Source organism: Brevibacillus choshinensis (assembly GCF_001420695.1).
Classification (GTDB): Bacteria; Bacillota; Bacilli; order Brevibacillales; family Brevibacillaceae; genus Brevibacillus; species Brevibacillus choshinensis.
The window spans coordinates 431,017-455,000 of sequence record NZ_LJJB01000010.1 but is presented as its reverse complement, the minus strand read 5'-3'; the positions used below and the strand labels follow the sequence as shown (position 1 = coordinate 455,000).

Sequence of the window (23,984 nt, the reverse complement as noted above, 5' to 3'; positions counted from 1 at the left end):
TCAATAACGTGCAAGCCTCCTACGACGCGACTGCTTACCTGATTTCCCAGGGCCATCGTCGTATCGCATGCGTCTCTGGCCCCTTGTGGGATCCACCATGTGGATTGGATCGGATGGGAGGGTACCGCAAGGCGATGAGAGCTCATGGGCTGCCTATTCCGGAAGGGTTTGTGGCGGAAGGGGATTTCACACCCAAAAGCGGCTATGAGGCGGTAAAGCGGATATTTGAGGAAAAGGAGCGTCCGACCGCTATTTTCGTCGCGACTGATTTGATGGCAGTGGGGGTTTTGAACTACTTGCACGACGAGGGAATTCGCGTGCCTGATGATGTTTCCGTCATGGGATTTGACAATTTGGAAATTGCTTCACTAACCAGACCCATGCTCAGTACCGTTCACAACGACCCGTACATGTATGGGCGAGCAGCAGGAGAGCAGCTCCTCAAACAGCTGCGAAATGAGCCGATAGAAAGAATGAGCACAGTCCCGCATGATCTCGTCATTCGGCAGTCCGTAAAGGCAGTACTCTAAAGGGCATCAAGAATCCTGACATAGATAGCGCTCACTTATAAAAGGGGTGAAGAAGTGTGAAACTTGGCGTGTTTACGGTGTTATTCGGGGAAAAGTCATTCGAGGAAATGCTGGATCATGTGCAGGCTGCAGGCTTGGAGGCCGTAGAAATTGGCACAGGAGGTTATCCCGGGAATGCCCATTGCAATCCGGATGAGCTGCTGGCAAACCCAGAAAAACGGCGTGCTTATAAAAAGGCGGTGGACGATCGCGGCTTGGTGATCAGCGCGCTCAGCTGCCATGGGAACCCGTTGACGCCTGACAAAGCATTTGCCCGCGAGTCACATGAGACCTTTCTCAAAACCGTGCAGCTGGCAGAGAAGCTGGAAGTACCCATTGTCAATTGCTTTTCAGGAACGGCAGGAGACCATGAAGGCGCTCTTTTCCCGAACTGGCCGGTGGCCCCTTGGCCCAATGAATACCGGGACGTTCTGACGTGGCAATGGGAGAACAAGCTGATTCCTTACTGGAAGGAGTCCGCAGCCTATGCGGTTTCCCATCACGTGAAAGTGGCGTTGGAATTACATGGAGGCTTTTTGGTTCACACGCCAGGAACATTGCTCAAGCTTCGTGAACAGGTCGGAGAAGGTATCGGCGCCAACTTTGACCCGAGCCATATGTGGTGGCAAGGAATCGATCCGGTAGCTGCGATCAAGATCCTGGGCAAAGAAAAAGCCATCTACCATTTCCATGCGAAGGACACGTACATCGATCAGGATAAGGTCAACATGTACGGACTGACCGATATGAATTCCTACGCCAATCTCAATGAGCGTGCCTGGTATTTCCGCACGGTGGGCTACGGACACGATCAGCAGACGTGGGCGAATATGATGAGTGCCTTGCGCATGAACGGTTATGACTACGTCGTCAGCATTGAACACGAGGATGCCATCATGTCCATTGAAGAAGGATTCCAACGGGCCGTACACAATCTGCAACAGGTCATTTTGCGAGAACCCGTAAATAATCTGTGGTGGGTATAGGAGGGGGAGCATGGCTACCAAACAAAAGTGGAAGATCGGGATCATCGGAGCGGGTGGCATTTCCGAAGCACATCTAGAGGCAATCAAGGACGAACCGCGAGCAGAGGTGGTCGCCATTGCAGACGTAGCGAGGGAAGTAGCATCAAATCGCGCGGCTAGACATACGATTCCACTAGTCTATTCGGACTTCCGAGAGCTGCTAGAGGTTCCAGAGATCGATGCAGTAGTCATATGTGTACCTAATTATTTACATGCAGAGACGGCTATGCAGGCACTCGCAGCAGGTAAGCATACGTTGTGTGAAAAGCCGATGGCTATGAATGTACAGCAGGCTGAAGAAATGATCGAGGCTGCAAAGCAGGCGGACAAAATTCTCATGGTGGCGCAAAATAATCGTTTTCGCAGTGATGCCCAATACGTAAAAAAACTATTGGATGAAGGGAAGCTAGGGCAGATCTACCATGCCAAGACAGGGTGGGTCAGGAGGAACGGCATACCCGGCTGGGGGAGCTGGTTTACGCAAAAGGAACTGGCAGGCGGTGGTCCGCTGATCGACATCGGGGTACATATGCTCGACCTGACGTTGTGGCTGATGGACCATCCGAAGCCCGTGTCTGTTCTGGGACAAACGTACGCGCAATTTGGTCCGCACAAAAAGGGATTGTCTGAGTGGGGACGACGGGATGAAAACGGGCACTTTGATGTGGAAGACATGGCAGTAGCGATGATTACTTTTGAAAACGGCTTGACGCTCACGTTGGATGCAAGTTGGGCTTCTCATATCGAAAAGGAAAACGTTTTCCTAAACTTGTACGGAAAAGAAGGTGGGACATCGCTCAATCTGATGGAAGATCGGCTCACGCTGTATCAGGATTGGAACGGCTCACCTGCCACCACGGAAATTGTACCGAGACGTGACAAAGAAAGAGTACAGCTCTTCCACAATTTCATTGACTCCCTAGAAGGAACGACAGCTCCACTTTGCACGCCGGAACAAGCCCTGTACATCAATCGTCTGATCGAGGCGATCTATGCCTCCGCGCAGGCGGGTGAGGCGGTCAGGTTGTAACGTTGTGAGGGGGATGTCTCCACAAGAGACGGCCACATTCTCAAATCAAAAAAGGGGGTAAATTGAATGAAAGTTTTGAAAGGGCTTACATCAGTTGGACTGACCTTGTCCATGCTACTCTCCTTGGCGGCGTGTTCCAGCGCCCCACAGCAATCGACACCTACACCGGCACCGCAACAGCCTGCAGCTCCAGCTAGCACAGAAGCACCGAAATCAGAACCGACCCCTCCCGCCGCAGAAAAAGTCAAATTGGTATACGCACGTGGGAAGGATTCGACGGATTCGACGAAAAAGCTGGTGGAGGCTTTTACAGCGGCAAATCCAAACATAGAGATTGAAGTACGAGAAATGCCCTCCGACACCGGACAAAGCCATGATCAATACGTGACCATGTTTAGCGCCCAATCTTCTGAAATAGATGTATTCGATCTCGATGTAATCTGGCCAGCCGAATTTGCGCAAGCAGGCTATCTCCTGCCACTGGATCGGTTGATGGAGCAAGACAGTATCGACACTGGCAAGTACATCAAAGGGGCGATGGACGCTGGGAACTTCGGTGGACAGCAATGGACCATGCCGAAATTCATCGACGCAGGGCTTCTCTTTTATCGAAAAGACATGGTAAAAGAAGCGCCGAAAACATGGGATGATCTGATCAGCCAGGCAAAAGCCCTGAACGGCAAAGAAGGCACGAAGTTTGGTTACCTGATGCAAGCCAAGCAGTACGAGGGGCTAGTGTGCAACTTCGTGGAGTTCAGCGCTGCCTATGGAGGAAAAATCCTCGATGAGCAAGGGAACGTAGCAGTTAACAATCCCGGAACCATCAAGGGTTTGAATAAAATGATTGAGATCGTCAAATCTGACTTCGTTCCTAAAAACATCACCACCTTCACCGAGACAGAGTCTCATACTACATTCCTCGAAGGCCAATCCCCTTTTGTTCGTAACTGGCCGTATCAATTCGCCATGGCACAGGATCAGACACAATCCAAAATCGTAGACAAAGTAGCCATCGCTCCACTGCCCGCAGGTGATGCAGGTTCTGCAGCAGCGCTCGGCGGCTGGATGGGTGGAATCAACAAGTTCACCAAGCATCCAAAAGAAGCATGGGAGTTTCTGAAGTTCATGACAGGTCCTGAAGGCCAAAAAATTTCTGCTGTACACGGAGGTTTGGCACCTACTTACCTGCCTGCTTACGATGAGGCTGACGTGCAAAAGGCAAGCCCGCTGTTTGCTAACAAAGACTTTGTCGATGGTGTGAGCGCTGCCGTATCCCGACCTACCACTCCGATCTATCCAAAAATTTCCGAAGTCATCCAGATTGAAGTATCCAAAGCACTGGCGGGTCAGCAAACAGCTGAGCAAGCTGCGAAAAACATGGAGACCCAAATGAATGCGTTGATGAAAAAGTAAGGGGAAGTCAGGTACTAGGATGGGTGGCAAATCCATCCTAGTACAACCCTTCTGGTTACTGAATCATTGACGAGAAGAAGGTTGAAGGTGGTGAATGGATGAAGCGAACGTCTATGTCGGAAAAGCAGATGGGCTATTTGCTGATTTTACCTGCCATTGTCATCATTCTCGTAATTGCCATTTGGCCTGTCATGCGTTCTTTTTGGATCAGTCTGCATGACATTCGTCTCAACGATCCAACGAAAACAGAGGTCCACAACTCCTATGGTCTAGATATGGAAAGGTATGTAAGCACACTCCCCAACCTTCTCCGGTATTTGAAAAAAGAGGCTGACAGTGCCCAAGGGAGCGTAAAGGATCAGCTGCTGACGCTCAGACAGCAGGCGGAACATATGAACGCTATGCTCAGGCAGACCGGCGAAATCGCCTCGAGATATCAAAAGATCGACCAGCTTTTGCTCGAATTCAAGCCCGTTCCAAATGAACTGAAATACGTAGAACTCTCCAATGAACAGATTGATTCCATCCGGTCGACTCTAAATACGATCGGAACGACCCTCAATGATCTGGGAAAGCAAAAACAGCTGAGTAAACCAGAGGGGGCTCTCGGGGTGGTGCAAGGGATAACGGCGTCGGTCATCGAGCCGAACTACGTTGGCTTTGCCTACTATAAGCAATTTCTTACAGACAGTAGAATGTGGGGGGCTCTATACAACACGCTGTTCTTTACTGTGGTCTCGGTAGCGATCGAGCTAGTGCTCGGATTGTGGATCGCTATGTTGATAAATAAGCAGTTTATTGGAAGGGGGCTCGTGCGGGCGACAGTACTGATTCCTTGGGCGATCCCTACGGTCATCTCTGCTATGATGTGGAAATATTTATACGATGGACAAAACGGGATGGTCGCTCACTTGTTTGAAGTGACCGGGCTGGTTTCCGATATGGGGGTTCTCTTGACGACGAAAGCGGGAGCGATGTTTTCCGTCATTTTGGCGGACGTCTGGAAAACGACACCCTTCATGGCCTTGCTGCTGTTTGCTGGTCTCCAGACGATCCCCCACAGCTTGTATGAAGCGGCACAGGTGGATGGAGCGAGCCGGACTCAGCAGTTTTTCCGAATAACCCTGCCCATGCTCAAATCGACTTTGTTGGTTTCCCTTTTGTTTCGTACGCTCGATGCGTTCCGTGTATTCGACCTGATATACGCATTGACCGGAGGGGGGCCAGCGAATTCCACAGAGACTATTTCCATTTTGGCGTACAAGACGATGTTCGCTCAGATGAGCTTTGGTGAAGGCTCTGCACTCGCTGTTATTGTCTTTCTGTGTGTGGCGTTGATCTCGATTGGCTATATCAAAATCTTGGGCGCAGACCTGCTGGGTGAAAGCGGCGGAAGGTAAGGAGGGAGAATGACATGCAGAAAAAGGCTGGACCGTTGTTTTACGTCTTTTTAGTCCTTTTTATCTTTATTGTGATGTTTCCGTTTCTATGGATTCTCATCGCCGCTTTGAAGCCACCCAGTGAACTGTTCGGGGAAAGGGCATTTGATTTTATCATCCAGAACCCCAGCTTCGATAATTTTGTACGAGTATTCACAGAGCGTCCCTTTGCCAGATACTTGTGGAATTCAACGGTTGTGGCAGCGCTAACCACCTTATATTCGATAACAATCGCTTCGTTTGCTGCGTATGCCATCGCGTGGTTATCGTTTCGGGGGAAGGCGATCATTTTGGGAATCGTGCTGGCTGTCTCCATGTTTCCGCAGATTGCCACGATCTCACCCATTTTCATGTTCATGCAGTCCATGGGTCTGACGAACAGCTATCTGGGTCTGATCATTCCGTACACGACCTTTGCATTGCCGCTCGCGATCTGGAATTTGACCATCTTCTTTCGCAAGATTCCCATTGATCTGGGGGAGGCTGCCAAGGTAGACGGCGCAACCATCTGGCAGACGATGACGAGAGTGTTCTTTCCGCTGGCGATGCCTGGTGTATTTACTACGGCGATCCTCGTCTTTATCGCTGCTTGGAACGAGTTTTTGTTCGCCCTCACGCTCAATACACAGGAAACGATGAAGACAGTCCCAGTGGGAATCGTTATGTTTCAGGGCATGTTCACCGTTCCTTGGGGAGAAATATCGGCAGCTTCGATTATCGTCACAGTGCCGTTGGTTATCATGGTGCTCATTTTCCAACGCCGAATTATTTCTGGCCTGACTTCTGGTGCGGTCAAGGAATAAGCCTTACTTCGCTTTGAATCCTTCCAGCATCAAGGTGAGTGAGGAGGTCGCCTCAACAAGAGCTTGCTGCTGGTCTGGCATCTGGCAAACCCAGAGTACGGCCTCGTTCATTGCGCCAGAGAGCAGGTGGGTCAGACTGGTAATAGACACAGGCTTGAGATAGCCATGTTCCTTCATGAGCTGCAGCTGATCGTGCAATAATCGCATGGAATTTTGTTGATCCATTTTGCGCCATGTCTCCCAGCCCAAGACGGAGGGCCCGTCGATGAGCATGATTCGCCTGTTTGGGCTTTCGACGGCAGCGGATACAAAAGCATGGCACCCCAGGAGCAACTGCTCCCACATATCTTCGCTTTTTGCCGCTTCTGTTTCTACGCGCTCTGCGATTTCTGTTTGGACCATTTCCATCACCGCATGGAACAAGCCTTCCTTGCTACCAAAGTGATGGTAGAGTGCTCCCCGCGTCAATCCAGCCTCCTTGACCATATCCTCCATGGAGGCATCGGCATACCCTTGATCGGAAAAATATACTCTTGCTACTTCCGTTAGCTTGCGGATGGTCGCCTTTTTTTGTTCTTCTTTTGATTGTTTCATGTTGATAGCTCCTCTTCTGCTTCATTCGGATAAGTTAATTCTCCACGTATTGGCTACTGAATGCGTCTGATGGTGGAATAACGGTGATAACATCGATTAAGACGCCGTTAGGATCGGATGTGATAAAATGTCTCTGCCCAAAAGCTTCGTCACGGATATCCAGATGCAAGGGGAGCCCTGATTGAACGATGAGTCTGTCGTATTCCTCATCCACATGATCGACCTCAAAATTGAGGATCAGGCCGTGTGTGGCATTTCGGTACCCAGCTGGGATCGTTTCGTGTGACGAGTCTAGGATGGCTAGCTCAAAGGAATGGTTTTTTAAACTTACATACCAGTCAGATTCAAATACGGGCGTAAAGCCAAAGTAATCAACGTAAAATCTGAGGCTGTCAGCAACCTGGTTGGTCAAAATCACCGGATAGAAACTGGACATTTTCATCGTTCAATCACTCCTCATATGGGATGTATTGTTAATTTAACATACATACAGTATGTATGTAAATGTGGTGATTAACATATAGAAGGTTTGTCTTATCAGAGGAAAGAGCACCCAAAAAGAAAAAAGAGTAGAAGCAGCAAGAGCTGGATCCACCCTTTTGCGAGATTACGATTGGTTTACAGACCCAGCCAGCGCGAGATTCCCGACTAGTGCACGTCCCTCGACAATATCCGGATGAAACTGGATGGTAGCCCGTTGCCGTACGGAGCTCACTTGCTGGATGGCATTCTCCAGTAATTCACGATCCGACAACGCACCGCGTGAATAGGACATGGAGAGTCCTGCCACTGTACCTTGGGCCATTGCTACCTTTGCGCTTTCGACTCCTGTGATATTCCCTGCAACAAAAAGACCTGGCAGGGAGGTTTGCATCTGGTCATTATGGATCGGTACGTGACCGCCCAAAGATGGGACGTAGGCAAACGGGCATCCAGCGATGGCAGCTAGTTCTGCCAATGGGCTCAGACCGCCAGCGATACAGACAAAATCGGCTGGGATGATCTGTTCCGTTCCGGCGACTGGTTGGCCATCCGGAGTGATTCGTGCGATTCGGACCCCTTCGACTTGGCTGGTCCCCACAATTTCGAGCGCAGCTGTCCGCAGCTGAATAGGGATATTCCACATGGAAAAGCCTTGAGGGGGATAAAGGCTCACTCCCAGTCGCTGCATCCACGTGCTTTTCATCAGTTGACTGCCCCAGCGAATGATGGGGGAAGGTGCGAGATGAGCCACTCGTAGCAGCGAACGCATGACTTCCTCTGGCACGCCAGCATTTCCTGTCACGGTGGAGACAGGAGGGAGGATCATCCGGTCGATCTTGATGCCAGCTAGCTGAAGCTCACGGGCAATAGCGACGGAGAGAATGTTTACCCCGATGACCACGCCACGTTCTCCTACGCGCACACGCTGCACATTGGTCATGACTTGCGCAGCACCGATGGACATCGTGCCAGGCAGTGTCCAGCCGGGAACGGGAACTGCTGTTTCAGAAGCACCAGTGGCAATCAGCAGCTGTGGAGTCTCGATTTCTCCTGTTGTGGTAGAGACAATCCAACCAGTAGGAGACGGGACCACGTTGTAGACCGAGACTCCGCATTCAATTTCCACGCCAACTGCTCTTGCTTCCCGATCCAGGCGTGTTGCTTCGTCAATCCCATTCCACCAGGTGCCATCGGGTTCCTGATGCAGCTGTCCGAGCAAACGTCCACCTGCGCGGTAAAATTCATCCACGACGCGTACGGATAATCCCTGCTTCGCACAAGCAATCGCTGCAGACAGGCCAGCTGGTCCAGCCCCGATAATCAAAGCATCGATCATTGAGAGTGCCCTCCTTTTTTCAAAGGCGTAGGCAGAACAGTCCCGGCGGTGACTTGCATCCCGTCCTGAACCAAAGTCATGCAGGCACGTACGGTAGGAACCCCATCCACGTTTACACGGCATTCATAGCAATGACCGATATTGCAGTAAATGCCGCGTGGTGTACCTTTTTCCTCGTGCACCCGCAAGGTACGGACACCAGAGGCGAGGAGAGCGGCGGCTATCGTTTCTCCTTCATAGGCGCTGTATGGAGTCCCGTTAAAGGTAAACCTCAATTGGTTGCGAGCAGCCAAAGAGCCGAGTACTGGGTGATCAACAATTCGTTGGCTCATTTATTATCGACCTCCGAGTGTTTGAAACGAAATGGGACGTACAGGTGGCTGGTACCCGAGCGGTATCGTATGAGAAGGCGCATGGCCCGTTACTTGTTCGATTACCTGATCAACCAACATTCGGCAGGTGCGACCCCCACAGCAGCCCATTCCTGCCCGTGTTCTCAGCTTCAATTCCCGAGCACTGCACTGATAAGCCTCGGCTGTTTCCAATAGCTCAGCCAAGGATACTTCTTCACAACGACAGACAATCAGTTGATGTGCGTCCATGATGAAGTCCTCCTTTCGATCTTGTGCGAATGGGAAATGCAAGTGTCATGCCACTACGGAGAAAGTGCTTGCGGGAGGAAAATAAAATTGTAGAGAGAAATGGTAGAAGAATGGGGCAACTGGCATAAAGATTGCTAGATGGAAAGTCTGTTTGAAAAACAGGCGTGAGAGGATGACAGAGATGGAGAAAGTATATAAGCTGCGATGTCAGTTTGCTGCAGCTGGAATTGATGGCATGCTGATAACCAGTGGGCAAAACCGACGTTATTTGACTAATTTTACGGGCACGTATGGCGTTGTTCTCATTTCCCATGATCAGGCGAAGCTGTTGACTGATTTTCGCTATACGGCTCAGGCGGCAGAACAAGCTACTGATTTCGAGATCGTTTTTCTGCCTGTAAAGGAGTCTGTGTATAGCGAAGTAGCCCGTCTAGCTGAAGAAATGGGAATCACAAAGCTGGGCTTTGAAGAGGACAATCTGACCTACGCCTTGCACCGCAAGTATGTAGAGACGGCAAAAACGGAGATGGTCCCTACCACGGGTGTTATCGAAAGCCTGCGGATGATCAAGACAGCAGAGGAGCTGTCCAAGATCCAAACGGCCGCTGATATCGCAGATGCAGCGTTCGCCCACATCACGACCTACCTGCGTCCCGGGATTACCGAGCTGGATGTGTCCAATGAATTGGAAATGTTCATGCGCAAGCAAGGTGCGGCAGGGTCAGCTTTTGACATCATCATTGCTTCTGGTCATCGCTCTGCCTTGCCTCATGGGGTGGCGAGCAACAAGCAGATCGAATCGGGTGACATGGTGACGATGGACTTTGGCGCCATCTATCAAGGGTATCGCTCCGATATTACCCGTACGGTTGCTGTAGGAGAGCCTTCCGCCCAATTAAAAGAGATCTACGACATTGTACTGGAGGCACGCAATCGAGCTGTGGCGGGAATTCGACCTGGTATTACAGGAAAAGTAGCGGATGCTTTCGCGCGTGACTACATCACCGAAAAAGGGTACGGAGAGCGCTTTGGTCATGGTATGGGGCATGGTGTTGGCTTGGACATTCACGAGGAGCCATTCATGTCAACGCGTTGCTCCGCTATCATCCAGCCAGGTATGGTGCTGACGGTTGAGCCTGGGATCTACCTTCCAGACATCGGTGGAGTACGAATCGAAGACGATCTCGTCGTGACGGAAAACGGGAACGATGTGCTTACCCATTCCCCACGAGATTTGATCATTTTGTAACAGAGGGAGAACCCTTGACTGCGAACGGTGCGGTCGAGGGTTTTCTTTTATCCATGTACAAAGTACTGTATAAAATCTTAAACACTAGACACAGATGTGTAAAAGAACTGATACACAAGGCGCCGTAAATGGCTAATCCCCTCCTTTTACCAGACTGGCACACCTCTTGCATTTTCAGTAAATTGCGAAAGTTATAAGCAAATGAGAAAATGAGGGGTTGATCGCTTGAAAAGAAGTATTTTTTCTCTCATCAGCAGTGTAGCCGTTTTAGGAGCAGCACTGGCAGGATGTGGGGGAGGACAACCAGCAGCCAAGCCTGCTGATCCTTCACAGAGTCAAAATCAAACGCAGACACAGCCAGCAACTGCTGAAAAGCCAAAAGCAGAGCAAGTATTGCGCTGGAATCTTCACTCAGAGCCACCAACTGGAGATCCTGGTTTGGCGGAGGATACGACTTCAGCAGCAATTACCAAAGCGCTCTTTGACGGTCTGACGAGAATCGGTCCAGAAGGCAAGCCAGTAGAGGCAGTTGCCGAAAAAATCGACGTTTCTCCTGATTTGAAAACGTACACCTTCACACTGCGTGATTCGAAGTGGAGTAATGGAGAAGCAGTCACTGCTCACGATTTTGAGTACGCATGGAAACGGGCACTGGACCCCAAGACAGCCTCCAATTACGCCTACCAGCTCTATTACATCAAGAATGCGGAGAAGGCAAACAAGGGAGAAGGCAAGCTAGATGACGTCGGAGTGAAAGCAGTCGACAACAAGACGCTCAAAGTGGAGCTAGAGAATCCAACTCCATTCTTTTTGGAGCTCACCGCCTTCCAAACATATTTCCCGGTAAATAAAAAGCTGATCGAGTCCAATCCAAACTGGGCAGGAGATGCAAAAACACACTTGGGCAATGGACCGTTTAAGATGGAAGTGTGGGATCACAAGAGCAAGCTGGTGCTCGTCAAGAACGACCAGTACTGGGACAAGGACAGTGTCAAGCTGGACAAAATCAATTTCTCCATGGTAGAGGATGAAAACACAGAGCTGTCTATGTACGAGAATGGAGAAATTGACTGGGCAGGTTCACCACTAAGCTCCCTCCCTACAGATGCAATGCCAGCTTTGAAAGACAGTGGCAAGCTCCAGGTAAAACCGGTAGGAGCGACTTATTGGTATAAGTTTAATACGGAGAAACCTCCTTTCAATAACGTTAAAATTCGTAAAGCATTTGCCTATTCGATTAATCGTCAAATCTTGATCGACAATGTCCTGCAAGCGAATCAACAGCCTGCTATGGCAGCGGTACCACCAACGATGGCGCTAAATCAGGGCGGTTACTTCAAGGACAATGATCAGGAGACAGCTAAAAAGCTGTTGGACGAAGGTCTCAAAGAGCTGGGAATGTCCAAGCTGCCACCGATCACGCTCGTGTATAACACCTCGGATGGCCACAAGAAAATCGCTGAAGCGATCCAGGATCAGTGGCGCAAAAATCTGGGGGCAGAAGTGAAGCTGGAAAATCAGGAGTGGAAAGTCTACCTCGAGACCATGCACGAAGGAAACTATCAGGTGGGACGTCTTGGTTGGTCTGGCGATTTCAACGATCCGATCAACTTCCTAGAGCTGTTCAAAGATAAAAATGGCGGGAACAATGACACCCGATGGGAGAATCCGAAATTCAAGGAGCTCCTGAACCAATCAGCGACAGAAGGGGATCCGGAAAAGCGTAAGGCGATCCTCGGTGAAGCTGAGAAGATCATGATGGACGAGATGCCGATCATGCCGATTTACTTTTACACGCACACATGGGTGAAAAACGACAAGGTCAAAGGAGTCTTCCAGGATGGTTTGGGCGCAATTGACTGGAAATGGGCGTCCATCGAATAATATTCAATTGGGGGAATGGGTATGAAAAAATGGGGAAGCGTGATAACGGCTGCGCTGTTGACTCTTTCGCTGGTCGTAGCAGGGTGTGCAAATCAAGGGCAGTCATCAGGGGCGAGTGGAGATGAGATAGCGGTAGGGGTACTGTTGCCCGTGACAGGTAACAATGCCACTGACGGAAAAGATATGCAAAATGCAATCGAGATGGCCGTTAAAAAGGTAAATGACGGAGGCGGCGTGCTCGGGAAGAAATTGAAAATCGAAGTGGCAGATGACGGATGTGATCCGCAAATGGCGACGACAGCAGCGAACAAGCTGGTCTCACAAAATGTAGTAGCTGTCGTAGGGGGTTACTGCTCCGGTGCGACACTGCCTTCCTCTGGTGTCTTTAAAAATGCCAATATTCCGATGATTGTTCCTGCTGCCAACTCTGCAAAATTACCTGCCCAAGGCTATGACACCCTGTTTTTGATTAACGGGCTGACTCCTGACCAAGCACAAACGGCAGCGGATTATATGGCTGCCAACCAAGCGAAGAAAGTCGCGCTGATCCATGACAACTCTGCCTATGCAAAAGACCTCGCTGATTTCGCCAAAGCGTCTGTGGAAAAAGCGGGCGGTACCGTAGTGGCGTATGAAGCAATCAACCCCGAGGAAAAAGACTTCAGCGCCTTGGTTACCAAGCTGAAAGGCGTCGCTCCGGATGCTACGTATTTTACAGGCTATTATGCGGCTGGCGGGCTGATGCTCAAGCAGTTCAAGCAAAAAGGTGTCTCTGGACTATTCCTGGTAGGCGATGGTTCGTTTAGTGAAGACATCATCAAGATTGCGGGAGCAGACAATGCAGAAGGACTGCTGATCACCGCTACTCCGACAGCCGAATTTATCGAGGGCGCAGAAGCATTCACGACCGAGTACAAGGCAACGTATAACAATCTGGCTCCCGGTCCATTCTCTGCACTGAGCTACAACGCGGTCAATTTGCTCGCGGATGCTCTAAAACTCGCTAATTCTACTGACCACGATGCGCTCAAAAAGGCGATCAAAGAGACTAAGGATTTCAAAGCGCTTGGACAAACCATTTCCTTTAACGCCCAAAATACCTTGGATACCTCCAACTTTGCGGTCTTGAAAGTGACAGGTGGCAAGTTCACGCTGGCAAAATAAGCGGAGAAGGGAAGTTGAACGAATGGACATCCTGGTTCAGACGCTAGCGGATGGTTTGGTGATTGGGGCTTTCTACAGTCTGATTGCCTTAGGCTATACCATGGTTTTTGGTATCATCAAATTGCTTAACTTTGCGCACGGAGACTTGTACATGCTGGGGGCGTTCGTGGGCTACAGCCTGCTCAGCATGATCAGTGGCTCCGGGGCAGGTCTGATGGGAATCATCGTCGTGCTGCTGCTCACGATGGTGATCGTAGGAGCGATTGGAATGGGGATCGAGCGCGTGGCTTATCGGCCGCTGCTTCTCGCTCCCCGGCTCTCCATCCTGATCACGGCACTCGGTGTCTCGCTCTTTCTGGAGAATGGGTCGATGATTGCGTGGGGCGCGCAGTATCAGGTATATCCCGTGCAGCTCTCCCACGATGGGTGGAATGTGCTCGGTGCGCAGATTACTTACACGCAAATGGGACTGGTCCTCATCTCTGCCCTTTTGATGCTCGGTCTGCATCTTTTCATTAGTCGGACTTTGTACGGAAAAGCAATGCGGGCCATTGCCCACGATCAAACCGCTTGCCATTTGATGGGCATCAATGTTCACAAGGTAATCGGCCTCACCTTTTTCATCGGTGCTTCCTTGGCTGCCGGAGCGGGAACGATGGCAGGAGCCTACTACGGAACGGTCAACTTCATGATGGGCTTTATCATCGGGCTCAAGGCGTTTACGGCAGCCGTATTGGGAGGGATCGGCAGCATTCCGGGAGCGATGCTGGGAGGATTGTTGCTCGGAATGATGGAGACGGCAGGCACATTTGTTTTCGGCGGATCATGGAAGGATGTTGTCGCCTTTTCCTTGCTCATTCTCATCCTGGTGCTGAAACCGACTGGCATCATGGGTGAAAAAGTGACAGAGAGGATGTAGCGGATGAGACCATCGCAAAATAAAATCGGCATCGTCCTGTTGCTCGTCGCCCTCTGCCTGCTTCCCTTTTTGTCGAATAATTATTGGCTGGATGTTGCTACACTGGCGTTATTTTACGTCGTCCTCGCTCAAGGGCTAAATGTCGTGGTAGGCTTCGCAGGTCTTTTAGACCTGGGCTATGCTGCCTTCTTTGCGGTAGGCGCTTATACGACGGGAATCTTGATGACGGTCTTTCACTGGTCATTCTGGCTGACCTTGCCTGTCGCGATGCTATGTGCGGCGATCGTAGGCGTGATTGTCGGGGCACCGACCCTGCGTCTGCGAAGTGATTATTTGGCGATTGTCACGCTCGGTTTTGGGGAAATTATCCGCATTCTAGCGATCAACCTCGAGATCACAGGTTCGGCTTCGGGAATATACGGCATTCCTCGTCCTTCCATCGGTGGCTATGTACTGTCGGGACAGATGGACTTTTATTATTTGATTCTCATCGTGGCGGTGCTGGCGGTACTCGCTGTAAGGCGCTTGGGCACGTCACGGCTGGGAAGGGCGTGGATGTACATTCGCGAGGACGAAGACGCGGCAGAGGCGATGGGGATCAATCGCATCAGGATGAAGCTGCTGGCGTACTCGATTGGTGCTGTGATCGGCAGTATGGCGGGGTCCATTTTTGCCGTCAAGATGAGTGCGATTGCCCCGCTGAGCTTTAGCTTTACGCAGTCGATCATGATTTTGCTCGCGGTCGTTCTCGGTGGTTTGGGCAGTATTCCTGGAGTGGTGCTGGGAGCCGTTCTTGTGATCGCATTGCCCGAATTGCTGCGTTCCGTCGAGGACTGGCGCTATTTGATCTTTGGCGCAGCATTGGTCGTCATGATGCTGTTCCGTCCCCAAGGCTTGTGGCCTGCCCGCTACGAGTCAACCAAAGCCTCCAGAAGCGGCGCTAAAAAAGCACGAAAGGGGGACGATGCGGATGTCAGCCTTGACGTTGAAAAATATAACGCTTAAATTTGGCGGTCTGACAGCAGTCAATGATTTGAGCTTTGACATACCTGCTGGCTCGATCACGAGTATTATCGGACCGAATGGAGCAGGCAAGACCTCTGTTTTCAACATGATCACCGGATTCTATCGACCCTCCTCCGGGCAAATTCTGCTACAAGATGAGAACCTCGTCGGGAAAAAACCGAGTCAGATTACCTGCATGGGGATGGCGAGGACCTTTCAAAATCTACGGCTGTTCCCGAATCTGTCGGTGCTCGACAATGTCAAAGCGGGGATGCACGGCCGAACCAAACAAACGGTATGGGGAGCACTCTGGCAGACGCGTGCTCAGAAGCAAGAAGAACGGCTAATCGAAGAAACTGCTATGGCGTGTCTAAACTTCGTAGGCATCGAGGAATATAGCGAGCGCATCGCTAAAAATCTGCCGTACGGGGCGCAGCGCTATCTGGAAATCGCCAGAGCATTGGCCACCCAGCCTCGCGTTCTTTTGTTAGATGAACCGGCAGCAGGACTGAACTACGAGGAAAAGGAAAACCTCATCGCGCTGATCCGGCGCATCCGCGAAACCTATCAACTGACTGTTGTCATCATCGAGCATGATATGGGACTGATTAAAAAGATATCAGAACGGGTGATTGTGCTCGACTATGGTCAAAAAATTGCAGAAGGCACTCCTGTGGATGTCTTGAATCATCCGCGAGTCGTAGAGGCCTACCTCGGAAAGGAGGAGGAGGCTGTATGAGTGCTCTTTTGACGATTAATGAGGTGCATTCGTATTATGGAAAAATCGAAGCGCTAAAAGGCATCAGCCTCGAGGTGCGACAGGGAGAAATCGTCGCTCTGCTCGGCAGCAACGGAGCAGGGAAAAGCACCACTCTCAAAACCATCTCTGGACTCGTTCGCCCTGGGAGCGGTGACATCCAGCTGGAAGGGAAGAGTCTGGTCGGCTGGGCCCCTCATAAAATTGTAGAGGCCGGTATCATCCATGTACCGGAAGGGCGGCGCATTTTTGCTGGATTGACTGTCCGCGAGAATCTGGAGCTGGGCGGGTTTACACAGAGAAAAGAAAAGACGGTCATTTCGGAGGGGATTGAACAGGCCTTTGCCTTGTTCCCTCGATTGAAAGAACGCAGTGGACAGCTGGGAGGCACGCTGAGCGGCGGAGAGCAGCAAATGCTGGCAATCTGCCGGGGCCTCATGGCGCGTCCCAAACTGCTGATGCTGGATGAACCGTCCATGGGGCTCGCCCCAATCATTGTGCAAGAGATCATGCAAATAATCAGGGAAATTAATCAGCAGGGCACGACCATCCTTTTGATCGAGCAAAATGCCAAAGCAGCGCTGCGTTTGGCGCATCGCGGCTACGTCCTCGAAACGGGACGGATCGTCATGGAGAATACGGCCGAAGTGCTGCGCGGTGACGAATCGATTGTGAAAGCATATCTGGGAGCGTAGCGATTGTATGTTGCTGCACGTCCATCAGACAAAGGAGGAATAACCATGGAATGGGTCCGTATTTTGTCAGAGGTGCTACCACCAAAACGAGGGAGTGACTGTCGCACAGTCTGCCGGCGTCTGCGCTCGTTTTTTTCCCGAAAGTAAAGCGAAAAGCAGCCTGGTTAGGGGCTGCTTTTTTGCTAAGAAAATGAACCTTAGCCGTTTGCGAAATACAGGAAAAAAGACCAGCGAATCATTTTAAATGCTCTGTAAAAGCCCGATAAACGAAACAGCTGTCCAGGAGAAAGGAGAAAAAAGCGAAGGTATTAGGGACACGGCTCAGGCGGAGTGGAAAAAGGGGAACACGCTAGAGCGTCCACCTCTGGGAGACATCCTTGATCCGACCACTTTGGACGCCGTTCCACTTTTGGAATGGAGCCGTACAGGAAAGACCCCCGAGTAAGTGTCCCTACTAACCTGGAGCGTTTTCTCCTTTTTCCGGCCCTCCACAACAGCTACTCGATCAGCAAATCCTTCATTTGTTCAACTTGTTATAAAGAGTAGCACGAGAAATACCTAGCCGCTTGGCTGCCGCCTGCTTATTTCCGTTTTCCAGCTCGATTGCCCGCAGGATCACACGCCGCTCATGAGCTTCCAGTTCTTCCTGCAACGAGATCAGATCATCTGGCAACTCGATGGACGAGGGCTTGGGCTGACTTTGCAGCGAATACGGCAAATCTTCCTCCTTCACCATTCCATCCGTAGCAAAGACAACCAGACGCTCAATCGCATTCCTCAGCTCGCGAATGTTACCTGGCCAATCGTACTGCAACAGGTTTTGCATCACATTTTGTGAGATGGCATGAATGGGACGATTATAGCGTAAAGAAAACTCATAGAGGAAAAAATGCGCCAGTTCGATCGTGTCCTCGATGCGTTCACGCAATGGCGGGATTTTCATGGTGACGACATTCAGGCGGTAGAACAGATCCTCCCGAAATCTCCCTTCCCTTACCAGTTCCTCAAGGTTTTTATTGGTGGCTGCCACAATCCGGAAGTCTGCCTCAATCTGCTTGGTTCCTCCCACTGGGTAGTACTTTTTCTCCTGTAGGACTCGGAGCAGCTTTACTTGCATATCGAGCGGCATTTCTCCGACCTCATCGAGGAACAGAGTGCCACCTCGTGCCAGTTCAATCATCCCTTTTTTCCCTTTTTGATCAGCACCGGAAAAAGCTCCTTTCTCGTAGCCAAACAGCTCACTTTCGAACAATGTAGGGGAAATTGCGCCGCAGTTGATGGCGACAAACGGGGCGTTAGCTCCTTCGCGAACATCGTGCACGGCTTTTGCGAACAGCTCTTTGCCGACACCACTTTCTCCTAGAATCAGGACGGTGGCTTGTGTGGCGCTGAGCTTTTGGATCATTGCTTTGATTTGCCGGATTGCTAGACTACTTCCTTTGATTTGCTGAAAGGGGTCGGAGGATGGACTCATCTTGGCCATTTCTTGCTGTAGATGGTTCACCTTTTTGTTAGCGTTGAGCAACTCCTGATTGAGCCGAACCTGGCTCGTAATATCTGTCTCCGCCGCAACGGCGCCGATGATTTTGTCATGCAGGTAGATCGGATTGGTATTGATCAACACGACGAGATCTTCACGCGGTTGATGCTGGTGGCGATAGAGGGATTGCCCGTTATGGAGAGACTTGAGTGTCTCTAGCATTTCGAGTGGGAAGTAATCGGTGATGGGATGTCCGAGAACTTCTTTGCTTTTTAAGGAAAAAATGCGTTCCGCACCCTCCGTCCAGACCATGATCTTCGCTTCCTCATCGATGACGGAAATAGAAGCGTCCATCGTTTTGATCATCGTCTCAAAGTAAGCTTCGAGTACTTCATAGGATTCAAAGATGGATGGCAAAACCGTGTTCCGTTCCACATAACCAGCTGGCTGGCCTGTCTCATCCAAGATGAGGAGGCGATCATATGACGTCAGGTAACCAATCGTCTTGGCGAGCGTCGTGTCATGTGGAATAGCCAGTGTCGTTGCCCAAGGCAAACGGGAGAGGTCTGTTCGGTTTTCGCTGGTCAAATGGGAGGAATGGGCGACACGCCAGTTTTTTTCTGCTTTTACGAAAACGGTTTTGTTCTGTACAGGATCTATGTTCTCTAGCTCTTCCACTTGGCAAATGAACAGATTCGACTGCATGAGCTCGGTCAATGCGGGTAGCTTGTGTTTCAACCCAATCATCCCTTTTTCGGAGTGTATAAAATAATAAACACTTTCTTAATTATTATACATTTGGTTCTTCGGTTGTAAAAGAATTTAGACAAATTAGATGCAAAATAAGCAAAACTTGGTTGGCATGACCTTTGCAGTTAAATAGAGCTGGAAAGACACACATTCTTTTTGGGGGAGAAATCAGCCATGACGGAACGTACCCAATCCCATGCCGAAATCGCAGTAATCGGAGGAGGCATCATCGGGGGAGCGATCGCCTATTACGCTGCCAAGTCTGGCCTCGATGTAGTGGTTCTGGAACGGGGGGAGCTGGCTTCGGGGACATCCTCCCGCTGCGACGGTAACATTCTAGCGATCGATAAAGATCCTGGTTTTGACAGCCAGATGTCGCTGAAAAGCCAAATGCTCGTCGACCAGCTCAGCCGCGAGCTGGATCACTCGTTCGAGTACCGCGCACCGGGGAGTATTCTCGTCTGCGAGTCGGATGAGGAGATGGAAGCAGCCCAAGAATGGGTGAGACGCCAAAAGGAAGCGGGGCTACCGTTTCGAATGCTGGATCGATCGGATATCAAGCAAGAGTCCCCTTACTTTGCAGACGATCTGTTAGGCGGTCTTGAATGCGCGACTGACTCTACCGTCAATCCGTACATGCTCACGTTTGCTTTGTTTGAAGGGGCCAAAAAACACGGCGCACGGATCAGGCAGCGTACAGAGGTGAAGTCGCTGCGACGTGATGAAGCGACCGGTACCTTTCATCTGGAGACGAGTGCAGGAAGCATGACGGCAAAGCAAGTAGTCAACGCTGCTGGCGTATGGGCACCCGTCGTAGGACAAATGGTCGGGGTGGATATTCCGATTCATCCGCGAAAAGGCCATTTGATCGTCGCTTCCAGACAGATGCCTGTCGGGGTGCGAAAGGTGATGGAATTCGGGTACTTGATTTCCAAATTCGGCGGCAGGCGCCAGGTAGACGAGGAGACGGAAAAGTACGGCGTAGCTCTGGTATTTGAACCGACGGAGAGTCAAAATTTCCTGATCGGCTCGAGTCGTCAGTTCGTAGGCTTTGATACCAAGGTCGATCTGAATGTCGTGCGCTGCATGGCGAGGCGAGCCTTGCGTTTTTACCCGAAGATCGCTGATTTTGCGATCATCCGCACCTACTGTGGGCTGAGACCGTGGACAGAGGATCACCTGCCGATCATTTCCCGCGTAGAGGAAGTCCCAGGCTACTTCATTGCGGCTGGGCATGAAGGGGATGGCATTAGTCTGGCAGCAGTGACAGGGAAAGTCATTTCAGAAATGCTGCGTGGGGAGAGCGACACGATCATCCCGCTCGATCCTTTGCGCCATGACCGATTTTCTAACAAAGGGGTGTTGCATCGATGAAAGCGAGCCGGGTATTTTCTACCGTCGATACACATACCGGCGGAAATCCGACGAGAACCGTCATCAGCGGCCTGCCCAAGCTCGAAGGCCAAACGATGGCAGAAAAAATGCTGCACATGAAAGAAGAGTACGACTGGATTCGCACCCTGCTGATGTATGAGCCGCGCGGACATGACGTGATGTCAGGTGCCTTGATCGTCGAGCCCTGCCACCCTGACGCAGACGTGGGTGTCATCTACATCGAGACTGGCGGGTACTTGCCGATGTGCGGACACGATACGATTGGCTTGTGTACGACGCTTGTCGAGAACGGGTTGATTCCCGTAACCGAGCCGATTACCAAGGTCAAGCTGGATACACCTGCCGGACTCGTAGAAGTAGAGATCCAGGTCGAGGCTGGCAAGGCTCGTGAAGTGTCCTTCCGCAACATTCCCGCGTTTCTCTACCAAACAGATGTGACGGTAGAGGTTGAGGGCTTGGGACAGGTCACGTGCGATATTGCGTACGGCGGCAATTTTTACGCCATCACGGATGCGCGTAAGCTCGGCTTGGAGCTCGTCCCTGCGCATGCGTCTGCCATCGTCGATACCGCTGTGCGCATTCGCAAAGCTATCAATCATTCGCTTGAGGTCGTTCACCCGGATAAGCCGTTCATTCGTGGTTTGACCCATGTGGAATTTTATACGGCCCCCAGTCATCCGGATGCTGACGTGAAAAACACGGTAGTTGTACCACCAGGAGGGATTGACCGCTCTCCCTGCGGAACAGGGACGTCAGCAAAGTTGGCAACCTTGTTTGCCAAAGGAGAAATTGGTCTCGGCGATCCGTTTGTGCATGAAAGCATCGTCGGTTCTCTGTTTACGGGCAAAGTGCTCGAGGTGACAGAAGAGGGTGGTCTGCCTGCAGTGGTGACACAGATCGCAGGATCCGCCTGGTTGATGGGCAAGCATACGATTTTTTACAACCCGGAAGACGAGCTGGCGACAGGATTTCTACTTATCCCGCCGTCTACCGATCATTAATTTTTAAAAAACGAACCAGTCAATCTGGAGAGGAGAATGAACAATGACAAGATTTGCAGGAGTTTACGTGGCGATCGTCACACCTTTTACGAGCGATTATGAGGTAGATTACAAACGTCTCACCGAGCTGTGCGACTGGCTAATTCAAGAAGGGGTAGATGGACTCGTACCGTCAGGCTCTCTCGGAGAATACGCCACGATGACAGCTGAAGAGCGGGCAAAAGTAATCAACACAGTCATTGCTGCAGCAAAAGGGCGTGTACCAGTCGTCGTCGGCTCGGCAGCTCCATCCACGCGTCAAGCCGTAGAGTGGGTGCAGTTCTCCAAGGACGCAGGCGCTGCAGGTGTAATGGCTTTGCCGCCGATCAACTACAAGCCGCTCTTGCCTGAGGTGTTTGCCCACTATGAAGCGCTCAATACAGTAGGCTTGCCGATCATTGCCTACAACAACCCGCACGATTACAAGATCGACCTGACGCCAGACATCTTGGCCGAGCTGTCCAAGCTGGAAAACGTGGTCGCAGTCAAGGAGTTCTCCGGAGACGTGCGCCGCATGCAGGATATCCTCGCACAGACGGACCTAGAAGTCATGATCGGTGTGGATGACTTGGTCATGGAAGGTGCACTGATCGGCGCGACTGGCTGGATCGCAGGTGTACCGAATGCCTTGCCGAAAGAAGGAGTCGAAATCTTCCGTCTGGCACGCGCTGGCAAGCTGGAAGAAGCGCAAGCTCTCTACCGTCGTCTTCTGCCACTGTTCCACTTCGACGCGAGCCCACAATTGGTTCAGTCGATTAAGTACATGATGGAGCTGGCAGACTTCCCGGTCGGACCTACTCGCCCACCACGTCTCCCATTGCCAGAAGACTACTATGCTGGCATCAAAAAAGCGTTTGACTACGCAGTCGGCACAGCAGCTGGGAAATAAGGAGGGGCATCGATGCAGAGCAAAAACTGGATTGGCGGCGAGTGGATCACACCTGCTGGCAGTGAAGTGACAGTGGTGAATCCGTCGCGTACGACAGAACAAGTCGGGGTGGTGCATTTTTCTGATCGTTCCCACGTCTTTGCTGCAGAACAAGCGGCTCGTGAGGCACAGAAAAAGTGGGCAAACATGACAGGCGCCGCTCGCGGAGAGATGTTATATCAAATGGCTGCCGTTCTCGAAGCGCATGCAGATGAGCTTGCACGATTGGCGAGTCAGGAGATGGGCAAGCAGATCGGCGAAATGCGGGGAGAGGTGGCACGAGGTGTCAGCCTGCTACGTTATTACGCAGGAGAAGGCATGCGCTCAAATGGCAATGTCATTCCCTCCGCTGATACCAACGTCTTGCAGTACACTCGCCGTGTGCCACTTGGTGTCGTAGCTGTTATTACACCTTGGAATTTTCCAGTGGCGATTCCGATCTGGAAAATCGCTCCGGCGCTGATTTGCGGCAATGCGGTGATCTGGAAGCCAGCAGAAAATGGCTCCTTGACGGCTACAAGGCTGGTGGAGTTGTTCGCCGAAACGAAGCTTCCCGCTGGCGTGTTGAATCTGGTGATTGGACGTGGCCGAGAAGTCGGTACGGCGCTTACAGAGGAAGCCGCTGTTGATGCGGTCAGCTTTACTGGCTCATCCGCTACCGGCAGACAGATCGCCATCGCTTGCGCTGGTCGCAATATCAAATATCAGACGGAAATGGGCGGTAAAAATGCAGCGATCGTTCTGGCTGATGCTGACCTAGATAAAACAGTGCCGATCCTCTTGAGCGGTGCGTTTAAGTCAGCTGGGCAAAAATGTACAGCCACCAGTCGGATCATTGTAGAGAAAGGCATCTATCAACAACTTGCAGAGCGCCTGCAAAGCGCGATGTCCGCGTGCATGGTAGGTGATGCTCTCGATCCTTCAGCATATCTGGGTCCTGTCGCCTCGGTGGAGCAATACGAAAAGGTGAGCAAGTACGTGGGGATGGCAAGTGAGCAGGCTGCCTTGGTAGCGCAAAGTCCTGCTCTGGCGATTGCAGAACAAGGCTACTTTATCCGCCCGATGATTGTCGAGGGAGTCGGAGCCTCACATGCTCTGGTGCAGGAGGAGGTCTTCGGTCCATTAGCTGTCATGCTCGCAGCAGAAGACTTTGCAGAGGCAGTTGAACTGTGCAATCAGACGGTGTACGGATTGAGTGCGTCGTTGTTCACCCGTGATCTGGCGAGCGCCCACCGCTTTCTGGACGTGTCGCAGGCGGGAATGGTCAGGGTCAATCAGGAGACGGCAGGCGTCGAGTACCAGGCGCCGTTTGGCGGTATGAAGTTGTCCAGCTCCCACACCCGAGAGCAGGGACAGGCGGCTTTGGACTTTTACAGCGAGGTCAAGACGTGCGCGATCAAATACGCTTGGTAGTGTTTGCCTAG

General features: G+C 51.3%; 23 protein-coding genes (1 of these 23 running past the window's edge). 17 read left to right on the top strand and 6 right to left on the bottom strand.

Translation table 11 applies throughout. The annotated features are described in order from the left end of the window. From AN963_RS12445 to AN963_RS12420, 6 genes are all read left to right on the top strand, one after another. Positions 1–530, top strand: the 3' portion of a protein-coding gene (locus AN963_RS12445) for a LacI family DNA-binding transcriptional regulator (protein WP_330218846.1). The gene continues 478 nt to the left of window position 1, outside the view; the window shows 530 of its 1,008 coding nt (coding positions 479–1,008); the start codon falls outside the window, past its left edge; the stop codon is at positions 528–530. Positions 531–586: 56 nt separating this feature from the next. Continuing rightward, a complete protein-coding gene (locus tag AN963_RS12440) occupies positions 587–1,555 on the top strand; it encodes a sugar phosphate isomerase/epimerase family protein (protein WP_055744914.1) in 969 nt (322 codons plus the stop codon). Between the two features lie 10 nt (positions 1,556–1,565). Beyond that, positions 1,566–2,624 carry a Gfo/Idh/MocA family protein gene (locus AN963_RS12435; RefSeq protein WP_055744913.1) on the top strand — a complete coding sequence of 353 codons (1,059 nt, stop codon included), beginning with the start codon at positions 1,566–1,568 and terminating at the stop codon, positions 2,622–2,624. A 66-nt stretch (positions 2,625–2,690) separates the two neighbouring features. After that, complete coding sequence (locus AN963_RS12430) at positions 2,691–4,037, top strand: ABC transporter substrate-binding protein (RefSeq protein WP_055744912.1); 1,347 nt, start codon at positions 2,691–2,693, stop codon at positions 4,035–4,037. A 98-nt stretch (positions 4,038–4,135) separates the two neighbouring features. Next, the gene (locus tag AN963_RS12425) at positions 4,136–5,437 is read left to right on the top strand and encodes a carbohydrate ABC transporter permease (protein ID WP_055744911.1); all 1,302 of its coding nucleotides are present in this window, start codon (positions 4,136–4,138) and stop codon (positions 5,435–5,437) included. A gap of 14 nt (positions 5,438–5,451) precedes the next feature. Continuing rightward, entirely contained in the window at positions 5,452–6,279 is an 828-nt protein-coding gene (locus tag AN963_RS12420) for a carbohydrate ABC transporter permease (RefSeq protein ID WP_055744910.1), read from the top strand. 3 nt (positions 6,280–6,282) lie between these two features. Here the strand turns inward: AN963_RS12420 and AN963_RS12415 are convergent, their stop codons facing one another. The 5 genes from AN963_RS12415 to AN963_RS12395 form a co-directional block, all read right to left on the bottom strand. Beyond that, positions 6,283–6,873 (bottom strand): TetR/AcrR family transcriptional regulator, encoded by a 591-nt coding sequence (locus AN963_RS12415; protein WP_055744909.1) that lies wholly within the window; start codon positions 6,871–6,873, stop codon positions 6,283–6,285. A gap of 34 nt (positions 6,874–6,907) precedes the next feature. Beyond that, complete coding sequence (locus AN963_RS12410; RefSeq protein WP_055744908.1) at positions 6,908–7,315, bottom strand: VOC family protein; 408 nt, start codon at positions 7,313–7,315, stop codon at positions 6,908–6,910. Positions 7,316–7,480: 165 nt separating this feature from the next. After that, positions 7,481–8,692, bottom strand: coding sequence for an NAD(P)/FAD-dependent oxidoreductase (locus AN963_RS12405; protein WP_055744907.1), 1,212 nt, complete (start codon positions 8,690–8,692; stop codon positions 7,481–7,483). After that, positions 8,689–9,024, bottom strand: a complete 336-nt coding sequence (locus AN963_RS12400; RefSeq protein ID WP_055744906.1) for a (2Fe-2S)-binding protein — start codon at positions 9,022–9,024, stop codon at positions 8,689–8,691. The genes AN963_RS12405 and AN963_RS12400 overlap by 4 nt, the downstream gene beginning before the upstream one ends. Before the next feature lie 3 nt (positions 9,025–9,027). Then, positions 9,028–9,294, bottom strand: a complete 267-nt coding sequence (locus AN963_RS12395; protein WP_055744905.1) for a (2Fe-2S)-binding protein — start codon at positions 9,292–9,294, stop codon at positions 9,028–9,030. A 181-nt stretch (positions 9,295–9,475) separates the two neighbouring features. Between AN963_RS12395 and AN963_RS12390 the strand changes: the two genes are divergently transcribed. The 7 genes from AN963_RS12390 (at position 9,476) to AN963_RS12360 (ending at position 16,967) form a co-directional block, all read left to right on the top strand. Beyond that, positions 9,476–10,543, top strand: a complete 1,068-nt coding sequence (locus tag AN963_RS12390) for a M24 family metallopeptidase (protein ID WP_055744904.1) — start codon at positions 9,476–9,478, stop codon at positions 10,541–10,543. Positions 10,544–10,768: 225 nt separating this feature from the next. Then, positions 10,769–12,427: a peptide ABC transporter substrate-binding protein gene (locus AN963_RS12385; RefSeq protein ID WP_055744903.1), complete on the top strand. Its 1,659-nt coding sequence runs from the start codon at positions 10,769–10,771 to the stop codon at positions 12,425–12,427. A gap of 21 nt (positions 12,428–12,448) precedes the next feature. Further along, positions 12,449–13,591 (top strand): branched-chain amino acid ABC transporter substrate-binding protein, encoded by a 1,143-nt coding sequence (locus AN963_RS12380; protein WP_055744902.1) that lies wholly within the window; start codon positions 12,449–12,451, stop codon positions 13,589–13,591. Between the two features lie 22 nt (positions 13,592–13,613). Next, positions 13,614–14,510, top strand: a complete 897-nt coding sequence (locus AN963_RS12375; protein ID WP_055744901.1) for a branched-chain amino acid ABC transporter permease — start codon at positions 13,614–13,616, stop codon at positions 14,508–14,510. A gap of 3 nt (positions 14,511–14,513) precedes the next feature. Next, positions 14,514–15,515 carry a branched-chain amino acid ABC transporter permease gene (locus tag AN963_RS12370; RefSeq protein WP_055744900.1) on the top strand — a complete coding sequence of 334 codons (1,002 nt, stop codon included), beginning with the start codon at positions 14,514–14,516 and terminating at the stop codon, positions 15,513–15,515. Next, positions 15,481–16,254, top strand: coding sequence for an ABC transporter ATP-binding protein (locus AN963_RS12365; RefSeq protein WP_055744899.1), 774 nt, complete (start codon positions 15,481–15,483; stop codon positions 16,252–16,254). Before AN963_RS12370 ends, AN963_RS12365 begins: the two co-directional genes overlap by 35 nt. Then, a complete protein-coding gene (locus tag AN963_RS12360; RefSeq protein ID WP_055744898.1) occupies positions 16,251–16,967 on the top strand; it encodes an ABC transporter ATP-binding protein in 717 nt (238 codons plus the stop codon). The genes AN963_RS12365 and AN963_RS12360 overlap by 4 nt, the downstream gene beginning before the upstream one ends. 517 nt (positions 16,968–17,484) lie before the next feature. Here the strand turns inward: AN963_RS12360 and AN963_RS12350 are convergent. Continuing rightward, complete coding sequence (locus tag AN963_RS12350) at positions 17,485–19,194, bottom strand: sigma-54 interaction domain-containing protein (protein WP_407922545.1); 1,710 nt, start codon at positions 19,192–19,194, stop codon at positions 17,485–17,487. Between the two features lie 177 nt (positions 19,195–19,371). Between AN963_RS12350 and AN963_RS12345 the strand changes: the two genes are divergently transcribed. The 4 genes from AN963_RS12345 to AN963_RS12330 are packed head-to-tail and all read left to right on the top strand — an operon-like array spanning position 19,372 to position 23,973. Then, positions 19,372–20,571 (top strand): NAD(P)/FAD-dependent oxidoreductase, encoded by a 1,200-nt coding sequence (locus AN963_RS12345; protein ID WP_055744895.1) that lies wholly within the window; start codon positions 19,372–19,374, stop codon positions 20,569–20,571. Next, on the top strand, positions 20,568–21,593 hold the full coding sequence (locus AN963_RS12340) for a 4-hydroxyproline epimerase (protein WP_055744894.1): 1,026 nt from the start codon (positions 20,568–20,570) through the stop codon (positions 21,591–21,593). The genes AN963_RS12345 and AN963_RS12340 overlap by 4 nt, the downstream gene beginning before the upstream one ends. A 43-nt stretch (positions 21,594–21,636) precedes the next feature. Further along, the gene (locus AN963_RS12335; RefSeq protein WP_055744893.1) at positions 21,637–22,521 is read left to right on the top strand and encodes a dihydrodipicolinate synthase family protein; all 885 of its coding nucleotides are present in this window, start codon (positions 21,637–21,639) and stop codon (positions 22,519–22,521) included. 12 nt (positions 22,522–22,533) lie between these two features. After that, positions 22,534–23,973 carry an aldehyde dehydrogenase family protein gene (locus tag AN963_RS12330; RefSeq protein ID WP_055744892.1) on the top strand — a complete coding sequence of 480 codons (1,440 nt, stop codon included), beginning with the start codon at positions 22,534–22,536 and terminating at the stop codon, positions 23,971–23,973. The last annotated feature ends 11 nt before the right edge of the window (positions 23,974–23,984 follow it).

Coding starts and splice junctions, on each gene's coding strand:
- AN963_RS12350 (WP_407922545.1), bottom strand. CDS start 19,194: ATGATTGGGTTGAAACACAAGCTACCCGCATTGACCGAGCTCATGCAG.
- AN963_RS12360 (WP_055744898.1), top strand. CDS start 16,251: ATGAGTGCTCTTTTGACGATTAATGAGGTGCATTCGTATTATGGAAAA.
- AN963_RS12420 (WP_055744910.1), top strand. CDS start 5,452: ATGCAGAAAAAGGCTGGACCGTTGTTTTACGTCTTTTTAGTCCTTTTT.
- AN963_RS12365 (WP_055744899.1), top strand. CDS start 15,481: ATGTCAGCCTTGACGTTGAAAAATATAACGCTTAAATTTGGCGGTCTG.
- AN963_RS12335 (WP_055744893.1), top strand. CDS start 21,637: ATGACAAGATTTGCAGGAGTTTACGTGGCGATCGTCACACCTTTTACG.
- AN963_RS12435 (WP_055744913.1), top strand. CDS start 1,566: ATGGCTACCAAACAAAAGTGGAAGATCGGGATCATCGGAGCGGGTGGC.
- AN963_RS12390 (WP_055744904.1), top strand. CDS start 9,476: ATGGAGAAAGTATATAAGCTGCGATGTCAGTTTGCTGCAGCTGGAATT.
- AN963_RS12375 (WP_055744901.1), top strand. CDS start 13,614: ATGGACATCCTGGTTCAGACGCTAGCGGATGGTTTGGTGATTGGGGCT.
- AN963_RS12370 (WP_055744900.1), top strand. CDS start 14,514: ATGAGACCATCGCAAAATAAAATCGGCATCGTCCTGTTGCTCGTCGCC.
- AN963_RS12425 (WP_055744911.1), top strand. CDS start 4,136: ATGAAGCGAACGTCTATGTCGGAAAAGCAGATGGGCTATTTGCTGATT.
- AN963_RS12430 (WP_055744912.1), top strand. CDS start 2,691: ATGAAAGTTTTGAAAGGGCTTACATCAGTTGGACTGACCTTGTCCATG.
- AN963_RS12345 (WP_055744895.1), top strand. CDS start 19,372: ATGACGGAACGTACCCAATCCCATGCCGAAATCGCAGTAATCGGAGGA.
- AN963_RS12400 (WP_055744906.1), bottom strand. CDS start 9,024: ATGAGCCAACGAATTGTTGATCACCCAGTACTCGGCTCTTTGGCTGCT.
- AN963_RS12415 (WP_055744909.1), bottom strand. CDS start 6,873: ATGAAACAATCAAAAGAAGAACAAAAAAAGGCGACCATCCGCAAGCTA.
- AN963_RS12395 (WP_055744905.1), bottom strand. CDS start 9,294: ATGGACGCACATCAACTGATTGTCTGTCGTTGTGAAGAAGTATCCTTG.
- AN963_RS12330 (WP_055744892.1), top strand. CDS start 22,534: ATGCAGAGCAAAAACTGGATTGGCGGCGAGTGGATCACACCTGCTGGC.
- AN963_RS12380 (WP_055744902.1), top strand. CDS start 12,449: ATGAAAAAATGGGGAAGCGTGATAACGGCTGCGCTGTTGACTCTTTCG.
- AN963_RS12340 (WP_055744894.1), top strand. CDS start 20,568: ATGAAAGCGAGCCGGGTATTTTCTACCGTCGATACACATACCGGCGGA.
- AN963_RS12410 (WP_055744908.1), bottom strand. CDS start 7,315: ATGAAAATGTCCAGTTTCTATCCGGTGATTTTGACCAACCAGGTTGCT.
- AN963_RS12405 (WP_055744907.1), bottom strand. CDS start 8,692: ATGATCGATGCTTTGATTATCGGGGCTGGACCAGCTGGCCTGTCTGCA.